Source organism: Caulobacter rhizosphaerae (genome assembly GCF_010977555.1).
GTDB classification, from domain to species: domain Bacteria; phylum Pseudomonadota; class Alphaproteobacteria; order Caulobacterales; family Caulobacteraceae; genus Caulobacter; species Caulobacter rhizosphaerae.
In genome coordinates, this window is sequence record NZ_CP048815.1 from 3,543,376 (window position 1) to 3,568,555 (window position 25,180).

Annotated in this window: 33 protein-coding genes, 2 tRNA genes and 1 pseudogene; 4 read left to right on the forward strand and 32 right to left on the reverse strand. The window is 66.1% G+C overall.

The genetic code is table 11. From position 1 onward, the window contains the following. Positions 1–9: 9 nt before the first annotated feature. The 25 genes and pseudogenes from rpsM to G3M57_RS27535 form a co-directional block, all read right to left on the reverse strand. Complete coding sequence (rpsM, locus tag G3M57_RS16170) at positions 10–378, reverse strand: 30S ribosomal protein S13 (protein WP_012285684.1); 369 nt, start codon at positions 376–378, stop codon at positions 10–12. Between the two features lie 174 nt (positions 379–552). Further along, a complete protein-coding gene (locus G3M57_RS16175) occupies positions 553–1,122 on the reverse strand; it encodes an adenylate kinase (RefSeq protein WP_056759334.1) in 570 nt (189 codons plus the stop codon). Between the two features lie 134 nt (positions 1,123–1,256). Continuing rightward, positions 1,257–2,615, reverse strand: coding sequence for a preprotein translocase subunit SecY (gene secY / locus G3M57_RS16180; RefSeq protein ID WP_056759337.1), 1,359 nt, complete (start codon positions 2,613–2,615; stop codon positions 1,257–1,259). 271 nt (positions 2,616–2,886) lie between these two features. Then, positions 2,887–3,372, reverse strand: a complete 486-nt coding sequence (rplO, locus tag G3M57_RS16185; protein WP_056759339.1) for a 50S ribosomal protein L15 — start codon at positions 3,370–3,372, stop codon at positions 2,887–2,889. A 126-nt stretch (positions 3,373–3,498) separates the two neighbouring features. Next, positions 3,499–3,687: a 50S ribosomal protein L30 gene (gene rpmD / locus G3M57_RS16190; RefSeq protein ID WP_028041101.1), complete on the reverse strand. Its 189-nt coding sequence runs from the start codon at positions 3,685–3,687 to the stop codon at positions 3,499–3,501. Positions 3,688–3,690: 3 nt separating this feature from the next. Further along, positions 3,691–4,296, reverse strand: coding sequence for a 30S ribosomal protein S5 (rpsE, locus tag G3M57_RS16195; RefSeq protein ID WP_018113050.1), 606 nt, complete (start codon positions 4,294–4,296; stop codon positions 3,691–3,693). A 10-nt stretch (positions 4,297–4,306) separates the two neighbouring features. Continuing rightward, positions 4,307–4,663 carry a 50S ribosomal protein L18 gene (gene rplR / locus G3M57_RS16200; RefSeq protein WP_028041103.1) on the reverse strand — a complete coding sequence of 119 codons (357 nt, stop codon included), beginning with the start codon at positions 4,661–4,663 and terminating at the stop codon, positions 4,307–4,309. Between the two features lie 3 nt (positions 4,664–4,666). Then, entirely contained in the window at positions 4,667–5,200 is a 534-nt protein-coding gene (rplF, locus tag G3M57_RS16205; RefSeq protein WP_018061187.1) for a 50S ribosomal protein L6, read from the reverse strand. Positions 5,201–5,218: 18 nt separating this feature from the next. Continuing rightward, positions 5,219–5,617 (reverse strand): 30S ribosomal protein S8, encoded by a 399-nt coding sequence (rpsH, locus tag G3M57_RS16210; protein WP_007662733.1) that lies wholly within the window; start codon positions 5,615–5,617, stop codon positions 5,219–5,221. Positions 5,618–5,627: 10 nt separating this feature from the next. After that, entirely contained in the window at positions 5,628–5,933 is a 306-nt protein-coding gene (gene rpsN / locus G3M57_RS16215) for a 30S ribosomal protein S14 (protein ID WP_018061186.1), read from the reverse strand. A 21-nt stretch (positions 5,934–5,954) separates the two neighbouring features. Then, entirely contained in the window at positions 5,955–6,512 is a 558-nt protein-coding gene (gene rplE / locus G3M57_RS16220) for a 50S ribosomal protein L5 (protein ID WP_035080021.1), read from the reverse strand. Further along, complete coding sequence (gene rplX / locus G3M57_RS16225) at positions 6,505–6,819, reverse strand: 50S ribosomal protein L24 (protein ID WP_056759341.1); 315 nt, start codon at positions 6,817–6,819, stop codon at positions 6,505–6,507. Before rplX ends, rplE begins: the two co-directional genes overlap by 8 nt. Further along, complete coding sequence (gene rplN / locus G3M57_RS16230) at positions 6,819–7,187, reverse strand: 50S ribosomal protein L14 (protein WP_007662742.1); 369 nt, start codon at positions 7,185–7,187, stop codon at positions 6,819–6,821. The genes rplX and rplN overlap by 1 nt, the downstream gene beginning before the upstream one ends. A gap of 17 nt (positions 7,188–7,204) precedes the next feature. Then, positions 7,205–7,444 (reverse strand): 30S ribosomal protein S17, encoded by a 240-nt coding sequence (gene rpsQ / locus G3M57_RS16235; RefSeq protein ID WP_035080025.1) that lies wholly within the window; start codon positions 7,442–7,444, stop codon positions 7,205–7,207. Positions 7,445–7,454: 10 nt separating this feature from the next. Then, positions 7,455–7,649, reverse strand: coding sequence for a 50S ribosomal protein L29 (rpmC, locus tag G3M57_RS16240; protein WP_012285673.1), 195 nt, complete (start codon positions 7,647–7,649; stop codon positions 7,455–7,457). After that, the gene (gene rplP, locus G3M57_RS16245) at positions 7,646–8,086 is read right to left on the reverse strand and encodes a 50S ribosomal protein L16 (RefSeq protein WP_012285672.1); all 441 of its coding nucleotides are present in this window, start codon (positions 8,084–8,086) and stop codon (positions 7,646–7,648) included. The genes rpmC and rplP overlap by 4 nt, the downstream gene beginning before the upstream one ends. 12 nt (positions 8,087–8,098) lie before the next feature. Next, positions 8,099–8,848: a 30S ribosomal protein S3 gene (gene rpsC, locus G3M57_RS16250; RefSeq protein ID WP_028041108.1), complete on the reverse strand. Its 750-nt coding sequence runs from the start codon at positions 8,846–8,848 to the stop codon at positions 8,099–8,101. Continuing rightward, positions 8,848–9,228 (reverse strand): 50S ribosomal protein L22, encoded by a 381-nt coding sequence (gene rplV, locus G3M57_RS16255; protein WP_012285670.1) that lies wholly within the window; start codon positions 9,226–9,228, stop codon positions 8,848–8,850. The genes rpsC and rplV overlap by 1 nt, the downstream gene beginning before the upstream one ends. 3 nt (positions 9,229–9,231) lie before the next feature. Next, positions 9,232–9,510, reverse strand: a complete 279-nt coding sequence (gene rpsS, locus G3M57_RS16260) for a 30S ribosomal protein S19 (RefSeq protein ID WP_012285669.1) — start codon at positions 9,508–9,510, stop codon at positions 9,232–9,234. 3 nt (positions 9,511–9,513) lie between these two features. Continuing rightward, positions 9,514–10,350: a 50S ribosomal protein L2 gene (gene rplB / locus G3M57_RS16265; RefSeq protein ID WP_028041110.1), complete on the reverse strand. Its 837-nt coding sequence runs from the start codon at positions 10,348–10,350 to the stop codon at positions 9,514–9,516. A gap of 3 nt (positions 10,351–10,353) precedes the next feature. Then, on the reverse strand, positions 10,354–10,650 hold the full coding sequence (locus G3M57_RS16270; RefSeq protein WP_029912290.1) for a 50S ribosomal protein L23: 297 nt from the start codon (positions 10,648–10,650) through the stop codon (positions 10,354–10,356). Further along, positions 10,650–11,288, reverse strand: a complete 639-nt coding sequence (rplD, locus tag G3M57_RS16275; RefSeq protein WP_056759343.1) for a 50S ribosomal protein L4 — start codon at positions 11,286–11,288, stop codon at positions 10,650–10,652. The genes G3M57_RS16270 and rplD overlap by 1 nt, the downstream gene beginning before the upstream one ends. Next, positions 11,288–12,055 (reverse strand): 50S ribosomal protein L3, encoded by a 768-nt coding sequence (gene rplC / locus G3M57_RS16280; protein WP_056759345.1) that lies wholly within the window; start codon positions 12,053–12,055, stop codon positions 11,288–11,290. The genes rplD and rplC overlap by 1 nt, the downstream gene beginning before the upstream one ends. Before the next feature lie 14 nt (positions 12,056–12,069). Continuing rightward, the gene (gene rpsJ, locus G3M57_RS16285; protein ID WP_004616952.1) at positions 12,070–12,378 is read right to left on the reverse strand and encodes a 30S ribosomal protein S10; all 309 of its coding nucleotides are present in this window, start codon (positions 12,376–12,378) and stop codon (positions 12,070–12,072) included. Positions 12,379–12,391: 13 nt separating this feature from the next. Continuing rightward, positions 12,392–12,484 (reverse strand): annotated as a pseudogene (locus G3M57_RS27535) (hypothetical protein); the annotation flags it as partial. Positions 12,485–13,057: 573 nt separating this feature from the next. Between G3M57_RS27535 and G3M57_RS16290 the strand changes: the two are divergent. Next, entirely contained in the window at positions 13,058–13,822 is a 765-nt protein-coding gene (locus G3M57_RS16290; protein ID WP_056759347.1) for a TonB-dependent receptor, read from the forward strand. A gap of 100 nt (positions 13,823–13,922) precedes the next feature. On the opposite strand, the gene G3M57_RS16295 is transcribed toward G3M57_RS16290, so the two are convergent. The 4 genes from G3M57_RS16295 to fdhD all read right to left on the reverse strand — a co-directional run bounded on the left by G3M57_RS16295 (position 13,923) and on the right by fdhD (position 19,127). Next, positions 13,923–14,924 carry a glycoside hydrolase family protein gene (locus G3M57_RS16295; protein WP_200945271.1) on the reverse strand — a complete coding sequence of 334 codons (1,002 nt, stop codon included), beginning with the start codon at positions 14,922–14,924 and terminating at the stop codon, positions 13,923–13,925. Between the two features lie 125 nt (positions 14,925–15,049). Further along, on the reverse strand, positions 15,050–15,889 hold the full coding sequence (locus G3M57_RS16300; protein ID WP_056759350.1) for a GIN domain-containing protein: 840 nt from the start codon (positions 15,887–15,889) through the stop codon (positions 15,050–15,052). A 128-nt stretch (positions 15,890–16,017) separates the two neighbouring features. Beyond that, positions 16,018–18,312 carry an FdhF/YdeP family oxidoreductase gene (locus G3M57_RS16305; RefSeq protein WP_163231731.1) on the reverse strand — a complete coding sequence of 765 codons (2,295 nt, stop codon included), beginning with the start codon at positions 18,310–18,312 and terminating at the stop codon, positions 16,018–16,020. Beyond that, positions 18,312–19,127 carry a formate dehydrogenase accessory sulfurtransferase FdhD gene (gene fdhD / locus G3M57_RS16310; protein WP_056759353.1) on the reverse strand — a complete coding sequence of 272 codons (816 nt, stop codon included), beginning with the start codon at positions 19,125–19,127 and terminating at the stop codon, positions 18,312–18,314. Before fdhD ends, G3M57_RS16305 begins: the two co-directional genes overlap by 1 nt. Before the next feature lie 132 nt (positions 19,128–19,259). On the opposite strand from fdhD, the gene G3M57_RS16315 reads away from it, so the two are divergent. Both G3M57_RS16315 and G3M57_RS16320 read left to right on the forward strand, forming a co-directional pair. Next, positions 19,260–20,915, forward strand: a complete 1,656-nt coding sequence (locus tag G3M57_RS16315; RefSeq protein ID WP_163231733.1) for an FAD-dependent oxidoreductase — start codon at positions 19,260–19,262, stop codon at positions 20,913–20,915. A gap of 93 nt (positions 20,916–21,008) precedes the next feature. After that, the gene (locus G3M57_RS16320; protein ID WP_163231735.1) at positions 21,009–22,370 is read left to right on the forward strand and encodes a serine hydrolase; all 1,362 of its coding nucleotides are present in this window, start codon (positions 21,009–21,011) and stop codon (positions 22,368–22,370) included. A gap of 277 nt (positions 22,371–22,647) precedes the next feature. Here the strand turns inward: G3M57_RS16320 and tuf are convergent, their stop codons facing one another. From tuf to G3M57_RS16335, 3 genes are all read right to left on the reverse strand, one after another. Further along, positions 22,648–23,838 (reverse strand): elongation factor Tu, encoded by a 1,191-nt coding sequence (tuf, locus tag G3M57_RS16325; protein ID WP_163231737.1) that lies wholly within the window; start codon positions 23,836–23,838, stop codon positions 22,648–22,650. Between the two features lie 54 nt (positions 23,839–23,892). Further along, positions 23,893–23,966, reverse strand: a tRNA-Gly gene (locus G3M57_RS16330). 76 nt (positions 23,967–24,042) lie between these two features. Beyond that, a tRNA-Tyr gene (locus tag G3M57_RS16335) sits at positions 24,043–24,128 on the reverse strand. Positions 24,129–24,299: 171 nt separating this feature from the next. Between G3M57_RS16335 and rlmB the strand changes: the two genes are divergently transcribed. Then, on the forward strand, positions 24,300–25,118 hold the full coding sequence (gene rlmB, locus G3M57_RS16340; RefSeq protein ID WP_163231739.1) for a 23S rRNA (guanosine(2251)-2'-O)-methyltransferase RlmB: 819 nt from the start codon (positions 24,300–24,302) through the stop codon (positions 25,116–25,118). The last annotated feature ends 62 nt before the right edge of the window (positions 25,119–25,180 follow it).

Genomic DNA, 25,180 nt, shown 5'->3' on the forward strand with positions numbered 1-25,180 from the left:
CAGGCTACCTTATTTCTTCTTGCCGGCGATCGGCTTGGCCGGACCCTTGCGGGTACGAGCATTCGTGTGCGTGCGCTGACCGCGGACCGGCAGGCCCTTACGGTGACGCAGGCCGCGATAGCAGGCCAGGTCCATCAGGCGCTTGATGTTCATCGAATTTTCGCGGCGCAGGTCGCCTTCGACGGTGAAGTCCTTGTCGATCGTTTCACGGATCGCGAGCACTTCGGCGTCGGTCAGCTGATTGACCCGGCGGGCGTCATCGATGCCCACCTTCGTGACGATGTCACGAGCGGACTTCTGGCCAATGCCATGAATGTACTGAAGCGCGATCAAAACGCGCTTGTTCGTCGGGATGTTGACGCCTGCAATACGGGCCACGTCTAATGTTCTCCTAGTCACGCACTAAAGACGCGAACGGCGCGCCCGGCCCGGTCTTTCGACCCAGTCCGGCGCGCACAGATCGCGCCCTTTCGCGGAAGCGCCCCGTTATAGGGATAGTTGCGCGTCCGTCAATGGCGGAATCCGCTCGATCGAGAGGATTCCAACGAAGTCTTAAGCCACGACCGAAAGCGCGGCGTCGATAGAGCTGGCCACCGCTTCCACGGTTCCCATGCCGTCGACCTCCGACAGCTTGCCCTGCTCCCGGTAGTACGGCAGCAGCGGCGCGGTGTCGGCGTTGTAGCGATCCAGGCGGTTCACGAAGGTTTCGGGATTGTCGTCCGACCGTCCCTGCTCGGCGTATCGCTTGGTGATCCGTTCGATCAGGGCGGGTTCGTCTACCTTGAGTCGGAGAACGGAGTCGATCTTCTGCCCTCGCTTGGCCAGCATGGAGTCCAGGGCCTGAGCCTGGGCCACCGTGCGCGGGAAGCCGTCGAAGATGGCGCCGCCGACCGCCTCGGCCTCGGCCAGGCGATCCTCGATCAGGGCGATGACGATCTCGTCGGTGACCAGGTCGCCGCGATCCAGCACGCCCTTCACCTTCTGGCCGAGCTCGGAACCCGAGGCGATGGCGGCGCGGAGCATGTCGCCGGTCGACAGCTGGACCATGCCCCGCTGCTCGACCAGACGCTTGGCCTGGGTGCCCTTCCCCGCGCCGGGCGGACCGAACAGGATCAAGTTCATCAATGCGCTTCCTGCGTTTCCGCGAGTCTAACGCCCGCGCCCCGCTCAGACCTAGAGTGGGTTCGATAAAAACGGAAGCCGGTTTGTGACAAACCGGCTTCCGCATTCTGGCCTTCCGTCGCGCGCAAAGGGGTTTAGCGTCCCTTGCCGCCGCGCAGCTTCGACTTCTTGATCAGGCCCTCGTACTGGTGCGCCAGCAGGTGGGACTGGATCTGCGCGACGGTGTCCATGGTCACCGTCACCACGATCAGGATCGAGGTGCCGCCCAGGGCGAACTTGGTCGGGCCCATGCTGCTCATCAGCAGTTCGGGCAGGATGCAGACGGCGGTGATGTAGGCCGCACCGATCACCGTCAGGCGGGTCAGGACGTAGTCCAGATATTCCGCCGTCCGCTTGCCTGGCCGGATGCCCGGCATGAAGCCGCCGTACTTGCGCAGGTTTTCGGCCGTCTCGTCGGGATTGAACACGACCGAGGTGTAGAAGAACGAGAAGAAGATGATCAGGGTCGCGTAGAGCACCATGAACAGCGGTTGGCCGTGCTGCAGGGCGCCGACCACGGTCGGCAGCCATTGCAGCCAGTTGGGCAGGTTGGCCGTCGCCAGGAAGCCCATGGCGGTGGTCGGCAGCAGCAGCAGGCTGGAGGCGAAGATCGGCGGGATGACGCCGGCGGTGTTCAGCTTCAGCGGGATGAACGAGGTGTCGCCGCCGATCATCCGATTGCCTTGCTGGCGCTTGGGATAGTGCACCAGCAACCGGCGCTGCGAGCGCTCGATGAAGACGATGAAGAAGATCACGGCCACGGCCAGCACGGCCACGGCGAACAGGGCGAAACCCGACATCGCGCCGGTCTGCACCTGGGTGAACATCTGCACCACGCCCAGCGGCAGGGCGGCCACGATGCCGGCGAAGATGATCAGCGACACGCCGTTGCCGACGCCCCGGCTGGTGATCTGCTCGCCCAGCCACATCAGGAACAGGGTGCCGCCCGTCAGAGCGACGACGGTCGAGATGATGAAGAACACCGGGGCGATGCCGCCGACGATCATGTTGGGCTGGCTCTGCAGGCCCACGGCGATCGAGAACGACTGCACGATGGCCAGGATGACCGCCAGGTAGCGGGTGTACTGGTTGAGGGTCTTGCGGCCGGCTTCGCCGCCTTCCTTCTTCAGCTTCTCCCACGGCGGATACACCGAGCCCATCAGTTGCACGATGATCGAGGCGCTGATGTAGGGCATCACGTTCAGCGAAAACACGGCCATGCGCTGCACGGCGCCGCCCGAGAACATGTTGAACATGCCCAGGATGCCCTTCGACTGCTGCGAGAACGCGGCGGCGAAGGCTTCCGGATTGATCCCCGGGATCGGCACATAGGTGCCGAGCCGGTAGACGATCAGGGCGATGAGCGTGAACCAGATGCGCTTGTGAAGTTCGGTGGCCTTCTGGAAGGACCCGAAGTTCATGTTGGCTGCGAGTTGTTCGGCGGCCGAGGCCATTCAAATCCCCACGTCGAGAGCGCGCGCCGCGTCCGCGGCCTTGGTCGCGCTCCAAGCATAAATCCGAGCCGGATCCGGATGGCGGTGAATCGCCGGGGCCGGATCAAGCCCGAGTACGGAGCCGTACATAGGTGAGGCTCGCCGCGATGTCACGGCGAGCCTCATTATTCTGTCATCCCGATGGGAACGGCGGTCCTGGCAAGGTCTCCCCTGCCCTGTCCGCGATCCCGGCGACGGCGCCAGGGGCGCCCTCCGGGATGACACTATGGCTTTAGGCTTCGGCTTGCGCCTTGGCCTTCTTGGTCACGGTCACCGAACCGCCGGCGGCTTCCACGGCCTTGATGGCCGCTTCGGTCGCCGAATAGACGGTCAGCTTCAGGGCGGTCTTGATCTCGCCCTTGCCCAGCAGCTTCACGCCGTCCAGTTCGCGGCGGATCACGCCGGCGGCGACCAGGTCAGCGGGGGCCAGCTCGGCGCCGGCCTTGAACTTGCCGGCGGCCACGGCCTGCTCCAGGCGCCACAGGTTCACTTCGGCGAACTCCAGGCGGAAGGGGTTGTTGAAGCCGCGCTTGGGCATGCGCATGTGCAGCGGCATCTGGCCGCCTTCGAAGCCGGCGATGGCGACGCCCGAGCGCGCCTTCTGGCCCTTCACGCCGCGACCACCGGTCTTGCCCTTGCCCGAACCTGGGCCGCGGCCGATGCGCATGCGGCCCTTGGTCGAGCCGGGCGCCGGAGCCAGTTCATTCAGCTTGGTCATGTGTGCCTCTCCTTGGAGATCTGCGCCTGGCCAGCGGCCAGACTCGGCTTTGGAAAACAAAGAAACTCAAAACGAAAACCACCCCGGCTTTCACCGGGGTGGCGATTTCGACGTCTCGTAGCAGACCTACTCGACGATTTCCAGCAGGTGCTGGACCTTGCGGATCATGCCGCGCACCGAGGGGGTGTCTTCCAGCTCGGACTCGCGGCCCAGCTTGTTGAGACCCAGGCCAGCGAGCGTGGCGCGCTGGACGGCGTTGCGGCGGATCGGGCTGCCGGTCTGGCGAACCTTCACGGTCTTGGTTTGCGTAGCCATGTCTTAGCCCTCGATGGCGTCCGGAGCCGAGGCTCCGTCGGCGCGGCGGCCGAGAATGTCGCCAACCTTCTTGCCGCGCTTGGCGGCGATCTGGCGAGGCGACGATTGAACCTTCAGGGCCTCGAACGTGGCGCGAACCATGTTGTACGGGTTCGAAGACCCCGTCGACTTGGCCACGACGTCCTGGACGCCCAGGGTTTCGAGAACCGCGCGCATCGGACCACCGGCGATGACGCCCGTGCCGGGAGGGGCGGCGCGCATCATGACCTTGCCAGCGCCCCAACGGCCGTAGCCGTCGTGGTGCAGGGTGCGCGACTCGCGGAGCGGGACGCGGACCATGGTCTTCTTGGCTTCTTCGGTCGCCTTGCGGATGGCTTCCGGCACTTCACGCGCCTTGCCATGACCGTAGCCGACGCGGCCCTTCTGGTCGCCGACGACCATCAGAGCGGCGAAGCTGAAGCGACGGCCGCCCTTAACGGTGGCGGCGACGCGGTTGATGTGGACGAGCTTTTCGACGATGTCGCTGTCGACCCGCTCCTCGGGGGCGTTGCGGTCGCGACGGTCCCGGCGTTGGCCGCCTTCACCGCGCTGTTGGTCACCACGAGCCATGATGTTTCCCTTAGAAGTTCAGGCCGGCTTCGCGCGCGGCGTCGGCCAGGGCTTTCACCCGTCCGTGGAAGATGTAGCCGCCGCGATCGAAGACGACGTCCTTGACGCCCTTTTCGATGGCGCGCTCGGCGACGAGCTTGCCGACCAGAGCGGCCGCGTCCTTGTCCGCGCCCTTGGCCGAACCTTCACCCTCGAGGGTGGAGGCCGAAGCCAGGGTCACGCCGCGTTCATCATCGATGACCTGGGCGTAGATGTTCTTGGACGAACGGAAGACCGACAGGCGCGGACGACCGTTGGACAGGGCCTTGAGGCGGGTGCGGGTGCGTTGGGCACGACGCACGGCGGATTCGCGAGGTGAGAGCGCCATGGCTTACTTCTTCTTGCCTTCCTTGCGGCGAACCTTCTCGCCAGCATACCGCACGCCCTTGCCCTTGTAGGGCTCCGGCGGACGAATGCGGCGGATCTTCGCGGCAATCTCGCCAACCGCCTGCTTGTCAGCGCCGGCGATCTTGATTTCGGTCTGCTTGGGCACCGCGAAGGTGACGCCGGCCGGAGCCTCGACGTCCACGTCGTGGGAGAAACCGAGCTGGATGGAGAGCGCGGTGCCCTTCATCGCGGCGCGGTAACCAACGCCCACCAGCTCGAGGGTTTCCTCGAAGCCCGTGGTGACGCCGTGCACCATGTTGGCGACCAGCGTGCGGGACAGACCCCACATCGACTTGGCGCGGGTGGATTCGTTCCGCGGGACCAGGGTCAGCTCTTCGCCTTCGACCTTGATCTCGATTTCTTCCGGAACCGTCCAGGAGAGTTGGCCCTTGGGCCCCTTCACCGACACCGTCTGGCCTTCGAGCGTCAGGGTGACGCCCTTGGGGATCGAGACGGCCTTCTTACCGATACGTGACATGCTCTTTCCCTCCCGCGCCTAGTAGACGCGGCAGAGGACTTCGCCACCGACATTAGCGTCGCGTGCGGCGGAGTCCGACATGACGCCCTTCGGCGTCGAAAGGATCGAGATGCCCAGGCCGTTCTTGATCGGCTTCAGGTCCTTGATCGACGAATAGACGCGACGGCCAGGCTTGGACACGCGGCTGATCTCGGCGATCACGGGCTCACCGTCAAAATACTTGAGCTCGATCTCGAATTCGGGGAACGCGCCGGGCTTCTCGACCAGCGAGTAGCCGCGGATGTAGCCTTCGTCGGCCAGCACGTCCAGGACGCGGGCGCGCAGCTTGGAAGCCGGCGTCGCGACCTTGGCGCGCTTGCGCGTGGCGGCGTTCTTGATGCGAGCGATCATATCGCTCAGGGGATCGTTCATCGACATCTGATCGTCCTCACCAGCTCGACTTGACGAGGCCGGGGATCTGCCCTTGCGAACCCAGTTCGCGCAGAGCAATCCGGCTCATCTTCAGCTTGCGATAGTAGGCGCGCGGGCGGCCGGTCACTTCGCAGCGGTTGCGAATGCGAACAGCCGACGAGCTGCGCGGAAGCTTCGCGAGCTTCAGGCGGGCTTCGAAGCGTTCTTCCAGCGGCAGGCTTTCGTCGTTGGCGATCGCCTTCAGCGCGGCGCGCTTGTCGGCGTATTGCTTGACGAGGGCCTTGACCGCGAGATTACGGTTAACGGCGCTTTTCTTGGCCATGGTGTGTTTCCCTGCCCGCTCTTAATTGGTGAACGGGAACTGGAATTCCTTCAGGAGAGCCTTGGCTTCCTGGTCGGTCTTCGCAGTGGTGCAGACGATGATGTCCATGCCCCAGATCTGTTCGATCTGGTCATAGTTGATTTCCGGGAACACCAGGTGCTCCTTCAGGCCCATGGCGTAGTTGCCACGGCCGTCGAAGCTCTTGCCGTTCAGGCCGCGGAAGTCCTTCACGCGCGGCAGCGCGATCGTGACCAGGCGGTCGAGGAATTCGTACATCCGGTCCTTGCGGAGGGTCACCTTGGCGCCGACCACCATGCCTTCGCGCAGCTTGAAGCCGGCGATCGACTTGCGGGCCTTCGTGGCGACCGGCTTCTGGCCAGCGATGGCCATCAGATCCTTCAGCGCGGTCTGGGCCTTCTTGGAGTCGGCCACGGCCTCGCCGATGCCCATGTTCAGGACGATCTTGTCCAGCTTGGGGATCTGCATTTCGTTGGTGTAGCCGAACTGCTCCTTCATCGCGGCGCGGATGCGCGCGCGATATTCGGACTTCAGTCGCGGCTCGTAAGCTTGATCAACCATTGATCACCTCGCCCGTCGTCTTGGCGACGCGCACCTTCTTGTCGCCTTCGATCTTGAAGCCGACGCGGGTGGGCTTGCCGTTGGAATCGACCAGAGCCACGTTCGAGACGTGCAGGGTCGCTTCCTTGCTCTTGATGCCGCCTTGCGGATCAGCCTGGGTGGCCTTGGTGTGGCGTTGAACCAGGTTCACGCCTTGCACCAGGACGCGGTTCTCCTTGGGGAGAACCTGGGTCACGGCGCCTTGCTTGCCCTTGTCCTTGCCGGCCAGGACGACAACGCGGTCGCCCTTCTTAATCTTGGCAGCCATTACAGCACCTCGGGGGCGAGGGAGATGATCTTCATGTGGTTCTTGGCGCGCAGTTCACGGGGAACCGGGCCGAAGATCCGCGTGCCGACCGGCTCGCTCTGCTTGTTGACGATGACCGCGGCGTTCTTGTCGAAACGGATCAGCGACCCGTCCTTACGCTTCATGCCTTGGTTCACGCGAACGACGACGGCGCGGAGCACGTCGCCCTTCTTCACGCGGCCGCGCGGAATGGCTTCCTTCACGGACACGACGATCACGTCACCGACGCTGGCGTAGCGACGACCTGCGCCACCCAGCACCTTGATGCACATGACCCGGCGAGCGCCGGAGTTGTCGGCGACTTCCAGGTTAGTTTGCATCTGGATCATGGTTCAAACCTTCCAGATTAAGCCGAAGCCTTGGGAAGGACTTCCCAGGTCTTCAGCTTGGACTTCGGAGCGCACTCGATGATACGGGCCACTTCGCCCGCCTTGTACGCATTGCTCTCATCATGCGCGTGGTACTTCTTGGACCGACGCACGATCTTCTTCAGCAGCGGGTGAACGATGGTCCGTTCAACCTTGACCACTACGGTCTTGTCGCCCTTATCGGAGACGACAACCCCTTCGAGGATACGCTTGGGCATATCGTTCTCCTTAAGCCGCGGCCTTGGCGCGCAGCACGGTCTTGATGCGGGCGATTTCCTTGCGGATCTCGCCGACGCGGTGGGTCTTTTCCACCTGACCGGTCGCCGCCTGGAAGCGCAGGTTGAACTGCTCCTTCTTCAGGTTGAGCAGCTGCTCGGCGAGTTGGTCGGGAGTCATGCCCCGGATGTCTTGGATCTTGGTCATGCCGCTTCGGCCTCCAGAGCCGCACCAGCGTCGATGCGGGTGACGACGCGGGTACGGATCGGCAGCTTGGCGGCGCCAAGGCGCAGGGCTTCGCGCGCGATATCGTCCGGCACGCCGTCGATTTCGAACATGATGCGGCCCGGAGCCACGCGAGCGGCCCAGTGGTCCACGGCGCCCTTGCCCTTACCCATCCGCACTTCAGCCGGCTTGCCGGTGACCGGCACGTCCGGGAAGATACGGATCCAGACGCGGCCTTGACGCTTCATCTGGCGGGTGATGGCGCGACGAGCAGCTTCGATCTGGCGAGCCGTGATGCGCTCCGGCTCGACGGCCTTCAGGCCGTACGAACCGAAGTTCAGCAGGGTGCCGCCCTTCGAGGTGCCGTGGATACGGCCCTTGAACTGCTTGCGATACTTGGTTTTTTTCGGTGACAGCATAGCGCTCTATCCTTAGCCCCGATCGCGACGGCCGCGGTCGCCCCGGTCGGGACGATCGCCGCGCTCGCGTCCGCCACCTTCGCCGGCGGGACCGGATTCAGTGGCCAGACGCTTGTCGAGCGCCATCGGGTCATGCTCCAGCACTTCGCCTTTGAAGATCCAGGTCTTCACGCCGATGATGCCGTAGGTGGTCTTGGCTTCCGCGAAACCATAGTCGATGTCGGCCCGCAGGGTGTGGAGCGGCACGCGACCTTCGCGATACCATTCCATCCGCGCGATTTCCGCGCCGCCGAGGCGGCCCGACACGTTGATGCGGATGCCCTTGGCGCCGAGACGGACGGCCGATTGGATCGACCGCTTCATGGCGCGACGGAACGCGATACGACGCTCGAGCTGCTGGGCGATGGACTCGGCCACCAGCTGCGCATCGGTTTCGGGCTTGCGGATCTCGACGATGTTCAGGTGAACCTCGCCTTCCGTCATCACCGACAGGTCCTTGCGGAGCTTGTCGATGTCAGCGCCCTTCTTGCCGATGATGACGCCCGGACGGGCGGCATAGATCGTGACGCGGCACTTCTTGTGGGGACGCTCGATGATGATGCGCGAGACGCCGGCTTGATACAGGCGCTTCTTCAGCATCGCACGGACCGCGAGGTCCTGGTGCAGGAGCTTGCCGTACTGCTCGCCGTCGGCGAACCAACGGCTGTCCCAGGTACGGTTGACGCCGAGCCGCAGCCCGACCGGATTGACTTTCTGACCCATCAGGCGGCCTCACCCAGTTCGCGGACCACGATGGTGATCTCGGAGAACGGCTTTTCAACGCGCGTGGCCCGACCGCGAGCACGCGGCGAGAAGCGCTTCATCACCAGGTTCTTGCCCACATAGGCCTCGGCGACGACCAGCGAGTCGATGTCGAGGTTGTGGTTGTTCTCGGCGTTGGAGATGGCCGAGTACAGCGCCTTGCGGACGTCCTGAGCGATACGCTTGTGGCTGAATTCGAGCTCGTTCAGAGCGCGCTGGACGTTCAGGCCACGGATGGACTGAGCGACCAGGTTCAGCTTGCGGGCGCTGGTGCGCAAGGTGCGAACCTTGCACATCGCTTCATTGGCCGGCAGGCGGCGAGGTTGTTTAGCTTGGCTCATGGCCTACTTCCTCTTCGCCTTCTTGTCGGCGGCGTGGCCGGGGAAGTTCCGGGTGGGCGCGAACTCACCGAACTTCATGCCGACCATGTCTTCCGACACGGAGACGGGAACGTGCTTTTGACCGTTGTGCACGCCGAACACCAGGCCGACGAACTGCGGCATGATGGTCGAGCGGCGCGACCAGGTCTTGATGACGTCCTTGCGGCCCGACGCGAGAGCGGCGTCGGCCTTCTTCAGGAGGTACCCGTCGACGAACGGGCCTTTCCAGACGGAGCGGGTCATGGCTTAGCGGCCCTTTTTCGCTTTGTGGCGCGAACGGATGATGAACTTATCCGTGGCCTTGTTGACGCGGGTCTTGGCGCCCTTGGTCGGCTTACCAGCCGGGGTCACCGGGTGACGGCCGCCCGAGGTGCGGCCTTCACCACCGCCGTGGGGGTGGTCGACCGGGTTCATGGCGACGCCGCGGACGTGAGGACGACGGCCCATGTGACGAACGCGCCCGGCCTTGCCGAGGTTTTCGTTCATGTGGTCCGGGTTCGACACGGCGCCGACGGTGGCCATGCAGCTGTCCAGCACCATGCGCAGCTCGCCCGAGTTCAGGCGGATCTGGGCGTAGCCGGCGTCACGACCCACCAGCTGGGCGTAGGCGCCAGCCGAACGCGCGATCTGACCACCCTTGGCGGGCTTCAGCTCGACGTTGTGGATGATCGTGCCGATCGGCAGGGTGCGCAGCGGCGAGGCGTTGCCCGGCTTCACGTCGACCTTGTCGGCGGTGACGACTTCGTCGCCGGCCTTCAGGCGTTGCGGGGCCAGGATGTAGGCCAGCTCGCCGTCCTGATACTTGATCAGGGCGATGAAGGCGGTCCGGTTGGGATCGTACTCAAGGCGGACGACCGTGGCCGTGCCTTGCTTACGACGCTTGAAGTCGACCAGGCGGTAGAGGCGCTTGGCGCCGCCGCCGCGGAAGCGGACCGCGATGCGGCCGTTGCCGCCGCGACCGCCCGACTTGGTCAGACCTTCGACCAGCTTCTTTTCCGGGCGGCCCTTGTGGAGCTCGCTGCGGTCGATCAGCACCAGGCCGCGCTGGCCGGGGCTGGTCGGGTTAAAGTGCTTCAAGGCCATGTCTTAGAGCCCCGTCGTGATGTCGATCGACTGGCCGTCGGCCAGGGTCACGATGGCTTTTTTGACGTCGGAGCGGCGTCCGACGATGCCACGGAAGCGCTTGGTCTTGCCCTTGGTGACCAGGGTGTTGACCTTGGTGACCTTGACCTTGAACAGCTCTTCGACGGCGGCGGCGATTTCGTCCTTCGACGCATCGGCGGCCACGCGGAAGACGACCTTGTTCTGCTCGCTGAGCAGGGTGGCCTTCTCGGTGATCACCGGCGACAGGATCGTGTCGTAGTGGCGGGCGGTTGCGGCCATCAGGCGGCTTCCTTCTCAGCGAAACGGGCCGAGATCGCCTCGATCGCGTCCTTGGTCAGGACGAGCGTTTGGCGACGCAGCACGTCATAGACGTTCAGGCCGGCGTTCGGCAGCACGTCGATGTTCGGAATGTTGCGGGCGGCGAGCTTGAAGTTGCCGTCCACTTCCGGACCCGCGATGACCAGCGCGTTCTTCAGGCCGATCTTCTCGAAGTTGGCGCGCAGAGCGGCCGTCTTCGGATCGGTCAGAACGGCGCTGTCCAGCACGACCAGCGAACCGGACTTGGCCTTCGACGACAGCGCGTGGCGCAGAGCCATGGCGCGGATCTTCTTGGGCAGATCGAACGCGTGGCTACGGACGACAGGGCCGTGGGCCTTGGCGCCGCCGACGAACTGGGCCGCACGGCGCGAACCGTGACGGGCCGAGCCGGTGCCCTTTTGCTTGTACATCTTCTTGCCCGTACGAGAGACCTCGTTGCGGACCTGAATCTTGTGGTTCCCGGAGCGGCGCTTGGCCAGCTGCCAGGTGACGACGCGCTGCAGGATGTCGCCGCGGATGTCGGCGATGCCAAAGATGGCGTCGTCGAGATCAACGGAACCGGCCTTGCCGCCGTCCAGTTTGATGACGTCGAGTTTCATTAGCCTTCGCCCTCTTCGGTCGTCGCCGCGGGGGCTTCCTCAGCGGGGGTTTCAGCGGCGGCGGCCGGAGCCTCGCCAGCCTTGCGGAAGGCGCCCGGACGCGGCAGGTCGGCCGGAGCGGCCTTCTTGATCGCGTCGCGAACCTTGACGTACGAGCCTTCCGAGCCAGGGACGGCGCCCTTGACCAGGATCAGGCCGCGCTCGACGTCCACTTTCCAAACGGTGACGTTCAGGGTGGTGACGGTTTCCTGACCCAGGTGACCGGCCATCTTCTTGCCCGGGAACGTACGGCCCGGATCCTGGCGGTTGCCGGTCGAGCCGTGCGAACGGTGCGAGACCGAGACGCCGTGGGTGGCGCGCAGACCGCCGAAGTTCCAGCGCTTCATGGCGCCGGCGAAACCCTTACCGACGGTGATGCCTTGGATGTCCACCTTCTGACCGGCGACATAGTGGTCGGCGGTGAATTCCGCGCCCACGTCGATCAGAGCCGACTCTTCGACGCGGAATTCGGCGACGATCCGCTTGGGCTCGACCGAGTTCTTGGCGAAGTGGCCACGCAGGGCCTTGGAGGTGTTCTTGGGCTTCTTGGCGCCGGCGCCGAGTTGCAGGGCGGTGTAACCGTCCTTCTCGACCGTGCGCTGGCCCGTGACCTGGCAACCATCCAGCGACAGGACGGTGACCGGGACGTGCTGTCCGGTTTCATCGAAGAAGCGGGTCATGCCCAGCTTCTTGGCGATCACGCCAGTACGATTAGCGGGGAGAGTCATCTGTTCGGCCCTCCTTACAGCTTGATTTCGACGTCGACGCCGGCCGACAGGTCGAGCTTCATCAGCGCGTCCACGGTCTGCGGAGTCGGATCAACGATGTCGAGGACGCGCTTGTGCGTACGGATCTCGAACTGCTCGCGCGACTTCTTGTCGACGTGCGGCGAGCGGTTGACGGTGAATTTCTCGATAAGCGTGGGCAGGGGGATCGGGCCCCGTACCGTCGCACCTGTGCGCTTGGCCGTATTGACGATCTCGCGCGTGGAATGATCCAACACGCGGTGATCGAAGGCCTTGAGCCGGATGCGGATGTTCTGACGATCCATATCGCTCGGTTTCCTAGTGGGCTGCGCCCGCGTCTCGAACCATTTCAAAGACCAACTCGGTCCCCGCGAGGGGTCCGAACGCAGCGTCCGCAAAACAAATAGGCCCCGGCGGTCACCCGCTAGGGCCGGTGACTGAAAACGACGCCCCAGAAGGCGCCGCCCGCAGTCGTTCGCGAACCGCGTTTAAGCCCGAAAGCTCACAGCCGGTCCAACAGAAGGGGGCTTTTACGTGTGTGAATCGGTTTCGTCAAGCGCTTCGGGGGCCGGTTTCGAAAGGGCTTCCACCGCCCCTCCCCCACCCCGCTTCTCCGTGCGTCACCGCGTCTCGGCTCCGGCCTGGTGTGCGGGTCGCATGTCGCCCCAGGGAGCAAGTCGCCCCCGGCAAGAGCTTGATGGCCAGCGACCGGAGGTCTTTGGGAAGTTAGTCTTCAATATAACAGTGTCGGGTGAAACAAGTTCGAACTATGGCGCATGAACATGAATGGGCGAGCGCGCGCGTTAGGCACGTTAAGCCGTCGGCGCAAGTGTCATAAAACTGCATCAATGCTCTAGCGACCGTTCCAACCGGTCTTGCCGCCTTGGGCGAAGCTCCATAGATCCGCCGCTCCTCGACGGACGAGCGGCCCTCCCCAAACGACCGCCCGCCGATCGAGGCCACACAGTAAGGGGATTACCCACTATGAAGACCCAACTCTTCGCCGCCGCCGCCGTCCTGGCGCTGGCCGTCTCGGCTCCCGCCTTCGCCCAGAACGTCGGTTCGATCGGCGCCGCGGTGAACTATGGCGACGTCAAGGCCACCGGCATCGACGCCGACGGCACCTCGGTGAAGGTCGACGGCAATGTCGCCATCCCGACCGGCGCCTGGACCGTCACCGTGAACGGCAACGTCTCGGTCAACGACAACGACATCAGCGACGAAACCGTCGCCTCGACCGCCGCTCACGCCACGACCCTGGTCGCCGGCGACACCGTGCGCGTCGGCGGCTTCGCCGCCCTGTCGCGTCCGTCGAACGACACCCTGTGGGCCGTCGGCGCCGAAGCCAGCAAGTACTTCGACAAGGTCACCCTGAACGGCCTGGTCGCCTATGGCCAGTCGAACGACCTGGACGCTGACCTGTACGCCGTGCGCGGCGAGGCCCGCTACTTCGTCTCGGACGACTTCCGTCTGGACGCCGGCGCCGGCTACTCCAAGCTGGACGCTGACGCCGGCCTGGAAGCCGACATCTGGGACGTCAATGTCGGCGGCGAATACAAGTTCGCCAACACCGGCTGGTCGACCTTCGGCAAGTACACCCACACCGAGTCCAAGGACCTGGCCGACCTGAACGCCGAAGCCGTGAAGGTCGGCTTCCGCTACACCTTCGGCGGCAGCCTGAAGACCCGCGACCGTTCGGGCGCCGACCTGATCGACGCCGACACCCTGTTCGGCTTCGGCGTCCGCTAACCCGCACGCCGTTCGCGATCAGCGGACAACGGAACGCCCCGGAGCTTCGGCTCCGGGGCGTTTCACTTTATATATATGCGCGAGCGCGGTTCGCCGAACCTCAGCGGGCGGGCGCGACCAGCCCCTGCTCCACCGGCGCCTCGCGATCCACCGACAGCACGCCGCCCGCCTCCTTCAGCTCCGCTGCCTGGATGACCGTCCGCTGGCCGTAATAGGGGTCGGCCTTGGCCTGCGGTTCGTGGGACTGGTGGACGAAATAATAGAGGAACGCCCTGCCCCCGCTGACCACCACGTCGGGGTGCTGGCCCATGCCGGTATCGGTGGCCTGGGTCCCCGGCTGCTCCAGCAGGCGGGTCGGTTGCAGGGTCCAGGTCGCGGCGTCGTCCGAGCGCAGCACGATCAGGCCCTTCCAGGCGTCGGCGACCATCCACCAGGCGTCCTTCCAGCGGAACACCTTGGGTCCCTCGGCGGCCATGTCGACCACGGGCTTGTCGCCGGCCGTCTTCCAATGGACGAGGTCAGGGCTTTCGACCGCCACGATCCGGCTGCCCCTGTGCTCGTCCTTGTACCAGAGGCGGTAGCGGTCGCCGACCTTGGCCACGCTGGCGTCGATCACCCGGTCCGAGCCCAGGTCCAGCCTGTCGCCGCAGGTCCAGGCCTTCAGGTCCTTGCTGGTCAGGTGGACGATCCGCGCGGTCGCCCCGGCCTCGCCCCAGCGATGGAAGACGCCGGGCACCACCGTCAGCCACATGTGGTAGACGCCGCCCTCGGCGTAGAGCTCCGGCGCCCACAGGGTCTGGCCGGTGCAGGCGGCGGGGATCTTCGCCACACCCTTGTAGGTCCAGGCCAAGCCGTCCCTGGACGTCGCCATGCCGATCGGCGTGGCGTGCACCCAGGCCACGTCCTTGGGGTCGGGGCTCTTCATCGTGGCCCGGCGATTGGTGTAGAACATCACCCATTCGCGATGGGCCTTGTCGAACACGATCGACACGTCGGCGGCGCCGTCGGTGACGGGATCGCGATAGAGCGGCTTGGGGGCCGCGGCTTGCGAAACAGCGGGCAGCGCCAATGCGCAAGCCAAGGCCAACACCTGCAGTTTCATGCCGCTCCCTCGATCCGAACACGGCCACGCCGCGAACGGTCAGAAAGAGCATTAACTCAGACTATTGTCATCCCGGAAGCCTCGCAGAGGCTGTCCGGGATCTCGAGGATCAGCGCGCCGGGCTCCTAGCGGCCGACGATCACCTGGCCCGAGCCGGCGACCGACTTCTGGATCGAGCCGTTGACCTTGGCGATGCGGACGTCGCCAGAGCCGGCGATGTGCGCATCGACCGTATCGGCCTCGCCGCCGAAATCGACGTTGCCCGAGCCCATGATGCTGACTTCGACCGAGCGCGAGCGGCCGCCGCTGATGGTCACGTCGCCGGAGCCGGCGATGTTGGCCTCAAGCTTGCCGGTGACGCTGGCGGCGGTGACGCCGCCCGAGCCGGCGATATTGACCTCCAGGTCGCCGCCGATCTCCTGGGTCTTCACGTCGCCCGAGCCGGCGATGTTGATCTCGGCCGAGCCGGCGCTGCCGGCCTTGGTGTCGCCCGAGCCGGCCTGATTCAGCTCGAATTTGCCCCTGACGTTGGCCACGGTCCAGTCGCCGCAGCCGGCGTTGGAGAGCTCCAGGTGGTCGGTGCGGCCGACGCTGCCGAACACCGCGCCGGCGGCCCCGACCTCGGCGTCCATCGGCACGCGAACCACGATCTGCGGGATGTCCTCCCACTTCACGTCGCCGACGCCGCGTACATGGATCACGGTCTTGCCCATCACCGTGTTGCAGCCGTTGATGCGGTTGCGGCGCAGGCCGCCGTCGACCGTCACGTCGGAGCCGTTCTTGCGGATGTCCAGCGGCAGACTCTTGTTGGTGGTCAGGAACTCGACCTTCACGTCGCCGCGCGCCTCGGGGACCACGACCACCCGGGCCACGGCGTCCTTGATCTTCACGGACGGATCGGCGGCGGCGGTTCCGGCGAAGCCCAGGGCGGCGGCCGCGGTGGCCAAGAGCAGAAGAGCGCGCATCGGTATTCCCTCGAAGCAAAGCGTTTGTTGAGGGAAGGCTAGCCGCGCCCTTATCGAGAAACGACTTAATTCGAGGTCATGACCCGATTGTCATGATCAGGCCGTAATCGAAGCGGCGCCGCTCGACCTCAGCCCGCGTGGGCCGCCAGCCGCACGGGAACCGACTTGTAAGCGGGCGTGCCGCTGCGGCGGTCGTGGTCCTCCAGCGCGACCAGCACATTGGCTTCGGGATAGTAGGCGGCCAGGCAGCCGCGCGGGATGTCGCGCTCGACAAGGGTGAAGCCGCGCACCGCCCGCCGCCCGGTGTCGTCGAACGCCGCGGTGAGGTCGATCCGGTCGCCGGCCTTCAGCCCTCGCGCGGCGATGTCGTCGGGATGGGCGAACACCACGTCGCGCCGGCCGAACACCCCCCGATAGCGGTCGTTCTGGCCATAGATGGTAGTATTGTACTGGTCGTGGCTGCGCAGGGTGGTCAGCAGCAGGACGTCGGCCTGGCCGCGCCTCGCGTCCTGCCCGTCGTGGCGATGGACCAGGAACTGGGCCTTGCCGCTGGGCGTCTTCCAGACCCGCTCGGACGGCGGGACCGGCAGGCGGAAGCCGCCCGGCTGGCGCACACGGGCGTTATAGTCAGCGAAGGCTTCGGGAAAGACCGCCTCGATCAGGTCGCGGATCTTGTCGTAATTGCCGGCTAGGCCCGGCCAGTCGACGACGTCGTCCGGGCCGAACAGCGCCGCCCCGATCCCTGCGATGATGGCGGGTTCGGACTTCAGCTGGTCCGAGGCCGGGGCGTTCAGCCCGCGCGAGGCGTGGACCATCGACATGGAGTCCTCGACCGTCACCGCCTGGCGGCCGCCGGCCTGGACGTCGATCTCGGTGCGCCCCAGGCACGGCAGCAGCAGGCTCTCGGCGCCGTGCAGCAGGTGCGTGCGGTTCAGCTTGGTAGCCACGTGGACGCTCAGCCCGACCTTCCGTATCGCCGCGAAGGTCCGGGTGGGGTCGGGCGCGGCGACCGCGAAATTGCCGCCCAGGCCGACGAACACCCGGATCTGGCCCGCCTCCATGGCGGCGATGGTCTCGACCACCGTGTGGCCGTGGTCGCGCGGCGACTTGAAGGCGAACACTCGGTCCATGGAGTCCAGGAAGGCCGCCGAGGGCTTCTCCCAGATCCCGACCGTCCGGTCGCCCTGGACGTTGGAATGGCCTCGCAGCGGGCAGATCCCCGCCCCGGGACGGCCGATATTGCCCTTCAGCAGCAGCAGGTTGACCAGCTGCTGCACGGTGCTGGACGAATTCCGGTGCTGGGTCAGGCCCATACCGTAACAGAGGATCGTGGCCTTGGCGCCGGCATAGGCGCGGGCCGCCTCCTCGATTCGCTCCCGGGACAGGCCCGAGCCAGCCTCGATCTCGTCCCAGGTCAGGCCCTCGACCACGGCCTTGACCATCTCGAAGCCCTCGGTGTGCTCGGCGATGAAGGCGCGGTCCAGAACCGTGCCTTGGCTTTCGGCGTCCAGGGCCAGCACAGCCTTCATGATCCCCTGCACGGCCAGGGCGTCGCCACCGATGGCGACCTGGTAGTAGGCCGAGGCGATCGGGGTCGAGGACAGGGTCGCCATCTCGACCGGATCCTGCGGCGCCGCGAACTTCTCCAGCGCCCGCTCCTTCAGCGGATTGAAAGCCAGGATGGTCGCCCCGCGCCGCGAGGCGTCGCGCAGGGTGGTCATCATCCGCGGATGGTTGGTGCCGGGATTGTGGCCGAAGCTGAGGATCAGGTCGGCATGATCGAAGTCCTCCAGGGTCACCGAGCCCTTGCCCATGCCGATCGAGTCCGGCAGGCCGACGCTGGTCGGCTCGTGGCACATGTTCGAGCAGTCGGGGAAATTGTTGGTCCCGACCCGCCGGCCCAGGAGCTGGAACAGGAACGCCGCCTCGTTCGAGGCCCGGCCCGAGGCGTAGAACTCCGCCTGGTCGGGATGGTCGAGCGTTCGCAGGGCGTCGGCCGTGCGCGCGAAGGCGTCGTCCCAGGCGATGGGCAGATAGCGGTCCGTCGCTTGGTCATAGGCCATCGGATGGGTCAGCCGGCCCAGGTCCTCCAGGGCGTGGTCGCTCCAGGTCAGGAGCTCGGTGACGGTGTGGGCGGCGAACACCTCCGGCGTGGCGCGCTTGGACGTCGCCTCCCAGGCCACCGCCTTGGCCCCGTTCTCGCAGAACTCGAACGACGAGGTGTGCTTGGGATCGGGCCAGGCGCAACCGGGGCAGTCGAAGCCCTCCGGCTGGTTGGCGCGCAGCAGGGTCTTGCCGCCCTCGATCACCGTGGCCTGGTCGCTCAGCGCCCCGGCCACCGCCTTCAGCGCCCCCCAGCCGCCGGCGGCGTTGTCGTAGCGATGGATGCCGGGCACGCCGACATTGGGTCTACGGTCGGCCATCACGCATACTCCGGCGCGGCGTCGAGCAAGCGCTCGGCATGGGCAAAAACGGTATGGCCGTCGGCGCGCGCCAGGGCCACCAGGGTCAGGCCCGACTCCTCGGCGCGGCGGATCGCCAGGTCGGTGGGCGCCGAGACCGCCACCAGGATCGAACAGCCCATCCGGACGGTCTTCTCGACCATCTCGAACGAGCAGCGGCTGGTGACCAGCACGAAGCCGCCTGATGCGTCGCGCCCCTGGCCCGCCATCGCCCCGGCCAACTTGTCCAGCGCGTTGTGACGGCCCACGTCCTCGCGGACCAAGATAAGCGCCCCCTCATCGTCCGCGAACGCCGCCGCGTGGGTGGCCCGGGTCAGGCGGCCCAGGGCCTGGACGTCGTCCAGGGCGTCGACCGCCCGCTGCACGGCCTGGTGCGACACCTTCGCCCCACCGTCCAGGCGCGGCAACGGCCGCACCGCATCGGCCAGGCGCTGCACGCCGCACAAGCCGCAGCTGGACCGTCCTTCCAGAGTGCGCGGCCGCGCCTTGCGCTGGAGCGTCCCGGGCTTGAGCCTGACGTCGGCCAGGACGCCAAGGTCGGTTTCGGTGACCTCGATCTCGAGAATATCCTCGGCGCGGGCCACCGCCTCCGTCAGGGTGAAGCCTCGCGCCAGGTCCGCGACGTCGTCGGGCGTGGCCATCAGCACGGTGTGCGGCCGGCCGTCGAACGACAGGCCCACGGCGACTTCCTGGGGCGTGGCGCGGGCGATGGTCTCGGACCCGGCCCCGACCCGCCATTGGACGGCGGAACGGCGTTGAGCGGCGGCTTTCGACATGGCCGAAGTCTACCGCCTGGCCATGCGCATCTCCAACCCTGATGCTTAGGAGAGGCTCACGACGGCAGGAACATTCAAAATCCGTCGCGCACGGCGGATGACCGCGCGACGATCCTGACGCACTCTAGGGCCATGGCCATCATCGACACCCGCCGCGACCAGATGTTTCCCATCCTTCAGCCGGAGGAGATCGACCGCATCCGCCGCTTCGGCGACATCGCCCACGCCAAGGCCGGCGCCGTGCTGGCCAAGGCCGGCGAGGTCTCGCCCGGAGTTATGGTGGTGCTGGAGGGCAGCGCCCGGGTCACCCGTCGCGACGCGATGGAGGAGACCCACCTGATCGCCGAGCACGGCCCCGGCGCCTTCATCGGGGAACTGGCCCAGCTGTCGAACCGTCCGTCGCTGGTCGACGTCCACGCCTTGACCGATCTGGAGGTGCTGCGGATCAAACCCGAGCGGCTGCGCGCGGTGCTGGTCGCCGAGGCCGAGCTGGGCGAGCGGATCATGCGGGCCCTGATCCTGCGCCGGGTCGGGCTGCTGGAAACCGGAGCCGGCGGCCCGGTGATCATCGGCCGGGCCGCCGACAGCGTGGTCATCCGCCTGTCCGGCTTCCTGGGTCGCAATGGCCATCCCTACCAGCATCTGGACCCCGACACCGTCGACTGCGCCAGGGTGCTGATCGAGCGGTTCTCGGTCGACGAGGCCGAGCTGCCGATCGTGCTCTGCCCCGGCGGCCAGCTGCTGCGCCACCCGTCCAACGCCGAGCTGGCCCGCTGCATCGGCATGGTCGGCGACCTGGATCCGGACCGCGTCTACGACGTGGCCGTGGTCGGCGCGGGCCCCGCGGGGCTGGCCACCGCGGTCTACGCCGCCTCCGAGGGCCTGTCGGTGCTGGTGCTCGACACGCGGGCGTTCGGCGGCCAGGCCGGGGCCTCGGCGCGGATCGAGAACTATCTGGGCTTCCCCACCGGCGTCTCCGGCATGGCCCTGATGGCCCGGGCCTACAACCAGGCCCAGAAGTTCGGCGCCAACCTGGCCATTCCCGATGAGGTGGCCAGCCTGGACTGCGACGGCAATGACGGCCTGAGCGGCTATCACCTGAAACTGGTCAGCGGCGAGACCACCCAGGCCAAGACCGTGGTGATCGCCAGCGGCGCCCGCTATCGGCGGCTGGACGTGCCCAATCTCGACGCGTTCGAGGGCAGCAGCGTCCACTACTGGGCCTCGCCGCTCGAGGCCAAGCTGTGCGCGGGCCAGGAGGTGGCGCTGGTCGGGGCGGGCAACTCGGCCGGCCAGGCCGCCGTCTACCTGGCCAGCCAGGTCAAGAAGGTCTGGCTGGTGATCCGCGGCAGGAGCCTGGACGCCAGCATGTCGCGCTACCTGATCGACCGCATCAAGAGCCTGCCCAACATCGAGATCGTCACCCGCAACGCGATCGTCGAGCTGGAAGGCGAGGACGGCCAGCTGCGAGCGATCCGCCACCGCGACCTCGACACCGGCGAGGAGGGTCGCTGCGAGATCAGCCACCTGTTCCTGTTCATCGGCGCCGCACCGAACACCACCTGGCTGAGCGAATGTCGGGTGGAGCTGGACAACCACGGCTTCGTGCGCACTGGCCAGGACCTGGCGCCGGGCCATCCGTCCCTGCAGACCAGCCGCCACGGCGTGTTCGCGATCGGCGACGTGCGGGCGGGTTCGGTCAAGCGCGTGGCGGCGGCGGTCGGCGAAGGCGCCCAGGTGGTGGCCGCCATCCACGCCTATCTGGCCGAACCGGTGACGACGGCCTGAGCCGAACCCTCTTCACAGGCCAGGATTACGCATCCTTAAATTGCGACCGGGCGCGCGAACGTCGATCGTCCAGCCGACAAGGGGATCGAACTGATGAAGTTGACGATAGCGCTCGGCGCGACCTGCCTGCTGGCCGCCTCTCCCGCCCTGGCCGCCGCGCCGGCTTGCGCCGTGCCGGACTACGCCAAGCAGGCGCAAGACCTGATCAGGCCCTACCTGGAGGCCGAAAGCTTCAGCGGGTCGATCCTGGTGGCCAAGGACGGCGCGCCGGTGTGGCGCGAGAGCTTCGGCGCGGCCAACCGCGAATGGGACGTGGCCAACACCGCCGACACCAAGTTCCGCCTCGGCTCGATCACCAAGCAGTTCACCGCCACGGCGATCCTGCAACTGGTCGACCAGGGCAAGCTGTCGGTCGACGATCCGATCTCGAAATACTACGCCGACGCCCCGGCCGCCTGGTCGAAGGTGACGATCAAACACCTGCTGACCCATACCTCGGGGATCCCCAGCTACACCGCCCTGCCCGGCTTCTTCGAGAAGAACTCCAAGCTGCCGCTGACCCCCGAGGAGATCGTCAAGCTGACTCGGGACCTGCCGCTCGAATTCGAGCCGGGCGCGAAGTACAACTACGACAACACCGGCTACATCCTGCTCGGCTATGTGATCGAGAAGGTCTCGGGCGAAACCTACGCCGACTACCTGGCCAAGCACATCTTCACGCCGCTGGGCATGAAGGATACCGGCTACGACGTCTCCGGCGTGATCCTGCGCCATCGGGCCTCGGGCTACCAGGGCTCCAAGGAGGGCTGGAGGAACGCCGACTATCTGGACATGACCCTGCCCTATGCGGCCGGCTCGCTCTATTCCACGACCGGCGACCTGCTGATCTGGGACCGGGCCCTGGCCGACGGCAAGATCCTGACCCCGGCTTCGCGGCAGGCGATGTTTACCGACTATGGCCACGAATACGGGTTCGGCTGGCGGGTCGACACCGATGACGGCCACGCACGGGTCGGCCACGGCGGCGGGATCAACGGTTTTTCGACGGGCATCGCGCGCTACCCCAAGGACGGCGTCGTCGCCATCGTCCTGGCCAACTACAACGCGTCTCCCTCCAGCAGCATCTCCGACAATCTGGCGGGGCTGTGCGTCGGAACCTATCAGCCGCCCAAGGCGATCGCCCTGCCGGTCGCGACCCTCGACCGCTATGTCGGCGACTATGTCCTGTCGCCGACCTTCACCCTGACGATCACTCGCCAGGGCGAGCAGTTGATCAGCCAGGGCACGAACCAAGGCCCTGTACCGATCTACGCCAGCGCCCCCGGCGAGTTCTTCGCCAAGACGGTCAACGCCAAGATCAGCTTCACCCAGTCTGGAGACGCTCCGGCCACGGCGCTGGTGCTGCACCAGGGCGGTCGGGACCGGACGGCGCCGAGGGTGGAGGTTAAGCCCTAGGATGCTGCAGCTCACGCCGGCGCCCCCCTACGGATCGCTTCGCGACCGTCTTCCCCCATAGGGGGAAGAGCCTCGCGCCTAAGGCTCCGCCCCCTCGCCGCGACAGACCGCGAAGCGGTCGGGGGGCAAGTGGGAGCCCCCAAAGCAAAAGGCCCCGGAGTCTTCTCCGGGGCCTTCGCATGTCTCAGCCGAAGCTGGATCGTTCGAGGTTACTCGACGATCTTGGCGCGCCAGAAACGCATGCGTTTCTGGCCACTAAGCATGGTCGAGAAAATCGTTATTCAACGATTTTCGCGACGACGCCGGCGCCGACGGTGCGGCCGCCTTCACGGATGGCGAAGCGCAGCTTCTCTTCCATGGCGATCGGGGTGATCAGCTCGACGTCCAGCTCGGCGTTGTCGCCCGGCATGATCATTTCCACGCCTTCGCGCAGCTTGATGATCCCGGTCACGTCCGTGGTGCGGAAGTAGAATTGCGGACGGTAGTTGGTGAAGAACGGGGTGTGACGGCCGCCCTCTTCCTTGGTCAGGATGTAGGCTTCGGCCACGAACTTGGTGTGCGGGGTGATCGAACCCGGCTTGCACAGCACCTGGCCGCGCTCGACGTCTTCGCGCTTGGTGCCGCGCAGCAGCACGCCGACGTTGTCGCCCGCTTGACCCTGGTCCAGCAGCTTGCGGAACATTTCGACGCCCGTGCAGGTCGTCTTCTGGACCGGACGGATGCCGACGATCTCGACTTCCTCGCCGACCTTGACGATGCCGCGCTCGACGCGACCGGTGACCACGGTGCCGCGGCCCGAGATCGAGAACACGTCTTCGACCGGCATCAGGAAGGGCAGGTCGACCGGACGGTCAGGCTGCGGGATGTAGGCGTCGACCGTCTTCATCAGCTCGAGGATCGAGCCTTCGCCGATCGTGGCGTCGCCGCCGTCGATGGCGACCTTGGCCGAGCCCTTGGTGATCGGGATGTCGTCGCCGGGGAAGTCGTACGACGAAAGCAGCTCGCGCACTTCCATCTCGACCAGTTCCAGCAGCTCGGCGTCGTCGACCAGGTCGACCTTGTTCATGTAGACGACCAGGGCCGGCACGCCGACCTGACGGGCCAGCAGGATGTGCTCGCGGGTCTGGGGCATCGGGCCGTCGGCGGCCGACACGACCAGGATCGCGCCGTCCATCTGGGCCGCGCCGGTGATCATGTTCTTCACATAGTCGGCGTGGCCGGGGCAGTCGACGTGGGCGTAGTGACGGTTGGCCGTCTCATATTCCACGTGCGCGGTGTTGATGGTGATGCCGCGGGCCTTTTCTTCCGGCGCGGCGTCGATGTCGGCGTAGTTCTTCGCCGTCGCGCCGCCGGACTTGGCCAGCGTGATGGTGATCGCAGCCGTCAACGTCGTCTTGCCGTGGTCAACGTGACCGATCGTGCCGATGTTGCAGTGCGGCTTAGTGCGTTCGAACTTTTCCTTGGCCATCGTCTCTACCTTCGCGCCGGCGGGCTTGTTTCAGGGAATTTCAGTATTGGGAGCTGGAGCGGGTAGCGGGAATCGAACCCGCATCCTCAGCTTGGAAGGCTGCTGCACTACCATTGTGCTATACCCGCCAAGCTAGCGGGGTCGCGATCGGCTCCCGGTCTGGCTTCTTTGGGGTCCAGGCCTCGTTGGAGCTCTCGTCGCGCGTGGTGGGGGAAGTAGGACTCGAACCTACGAAGGCGTACGCCAGGGGATTTACAGTCCCCCCCCTTTGCCACTCGGGACATTCCCCCAGCGCGCGACAGAGTTCCTTCAAAGCGGCCCTCCCCTCCTCGAAACCGGCGGCGGACCGCCCGTCACGAAAAAGGAACAAAAGCTTCCTCGAGACCGGTGAGACGGTGCTAAAGCAGCGCCGCCCTGGCTCTTGGAAACCCTCAGGGCCCCAAATCGGAGCGCGTCTTATAGTGTCCTCTCATTCCGAACGCAACGACCGGAAAAAGCCTTCTTCGCCCGGACGTGATTTTCGTTCCAAGCCTCGGGAAAACAACAAGTTTTCCAAGGGCCAGGGCGACGCCAAGGACTGGATCTGGGGGATTCACGCCGTCGAGGCCGCGCTTTCCAACCCCGCCAGGCCGGTTCCAAAACGCCTTCTGGCCACCCCCGATCGGGCCAAGCGACTCGCTCCGGCGCTCAGCCGCGCGCCCTTCCTGCAGATCATGGAGGGCGCCGACATCGCCCGCCAGCTGCCGGCCGGCGCGGTGCACCAGGGCCTGGCTCTGAAGATCGACGAGCCGGAGATGCTCAGCGTCCACGACCTGGGGACCCCGGCCCAGGGCCTGCTGGTGATGCTGGACCAGATCACCGACCCGCAAAACATCGGCGCGATCTTCCGCTCGGCCGCCGCCTTCGGGGCCAAGGGGGTGATTCTCCAGGACCGCCACGCCCCCGCCCTGACCGGCGTGCTGGCCAAGACCGCCGTCGGGGCGGTGGACAAGATCGCCCACGCGCGCGTGGTCAATCTCTCGCGGGCCCTGGAGGAACTGGCCGACCTGGGCTGGCGCGCCGTGGGGCTGGCCGGCGAGGCCGAGGGCACGCTGGACCAGGTGCTGGACGATCGTCCCACGGTGCTGGTGCTGGGATCCGAGGGCGAGGGCGTACGCAGGCTCGTCGCCGAGCACTGCGACGTAATGGGCAAGATCGCCATGCCCGGCGGCTTCGAGAGCCTGAATGTGTCCGCCGCTGCGGCAGTGGCGCTCTACGAGGCGTCCAAAGTTCGCGCCTGAGAAGAAACCGGTTCGTGAATCGCCGTTAACCGTTTTGATTTCAGGGCCACGACATGGTTTTC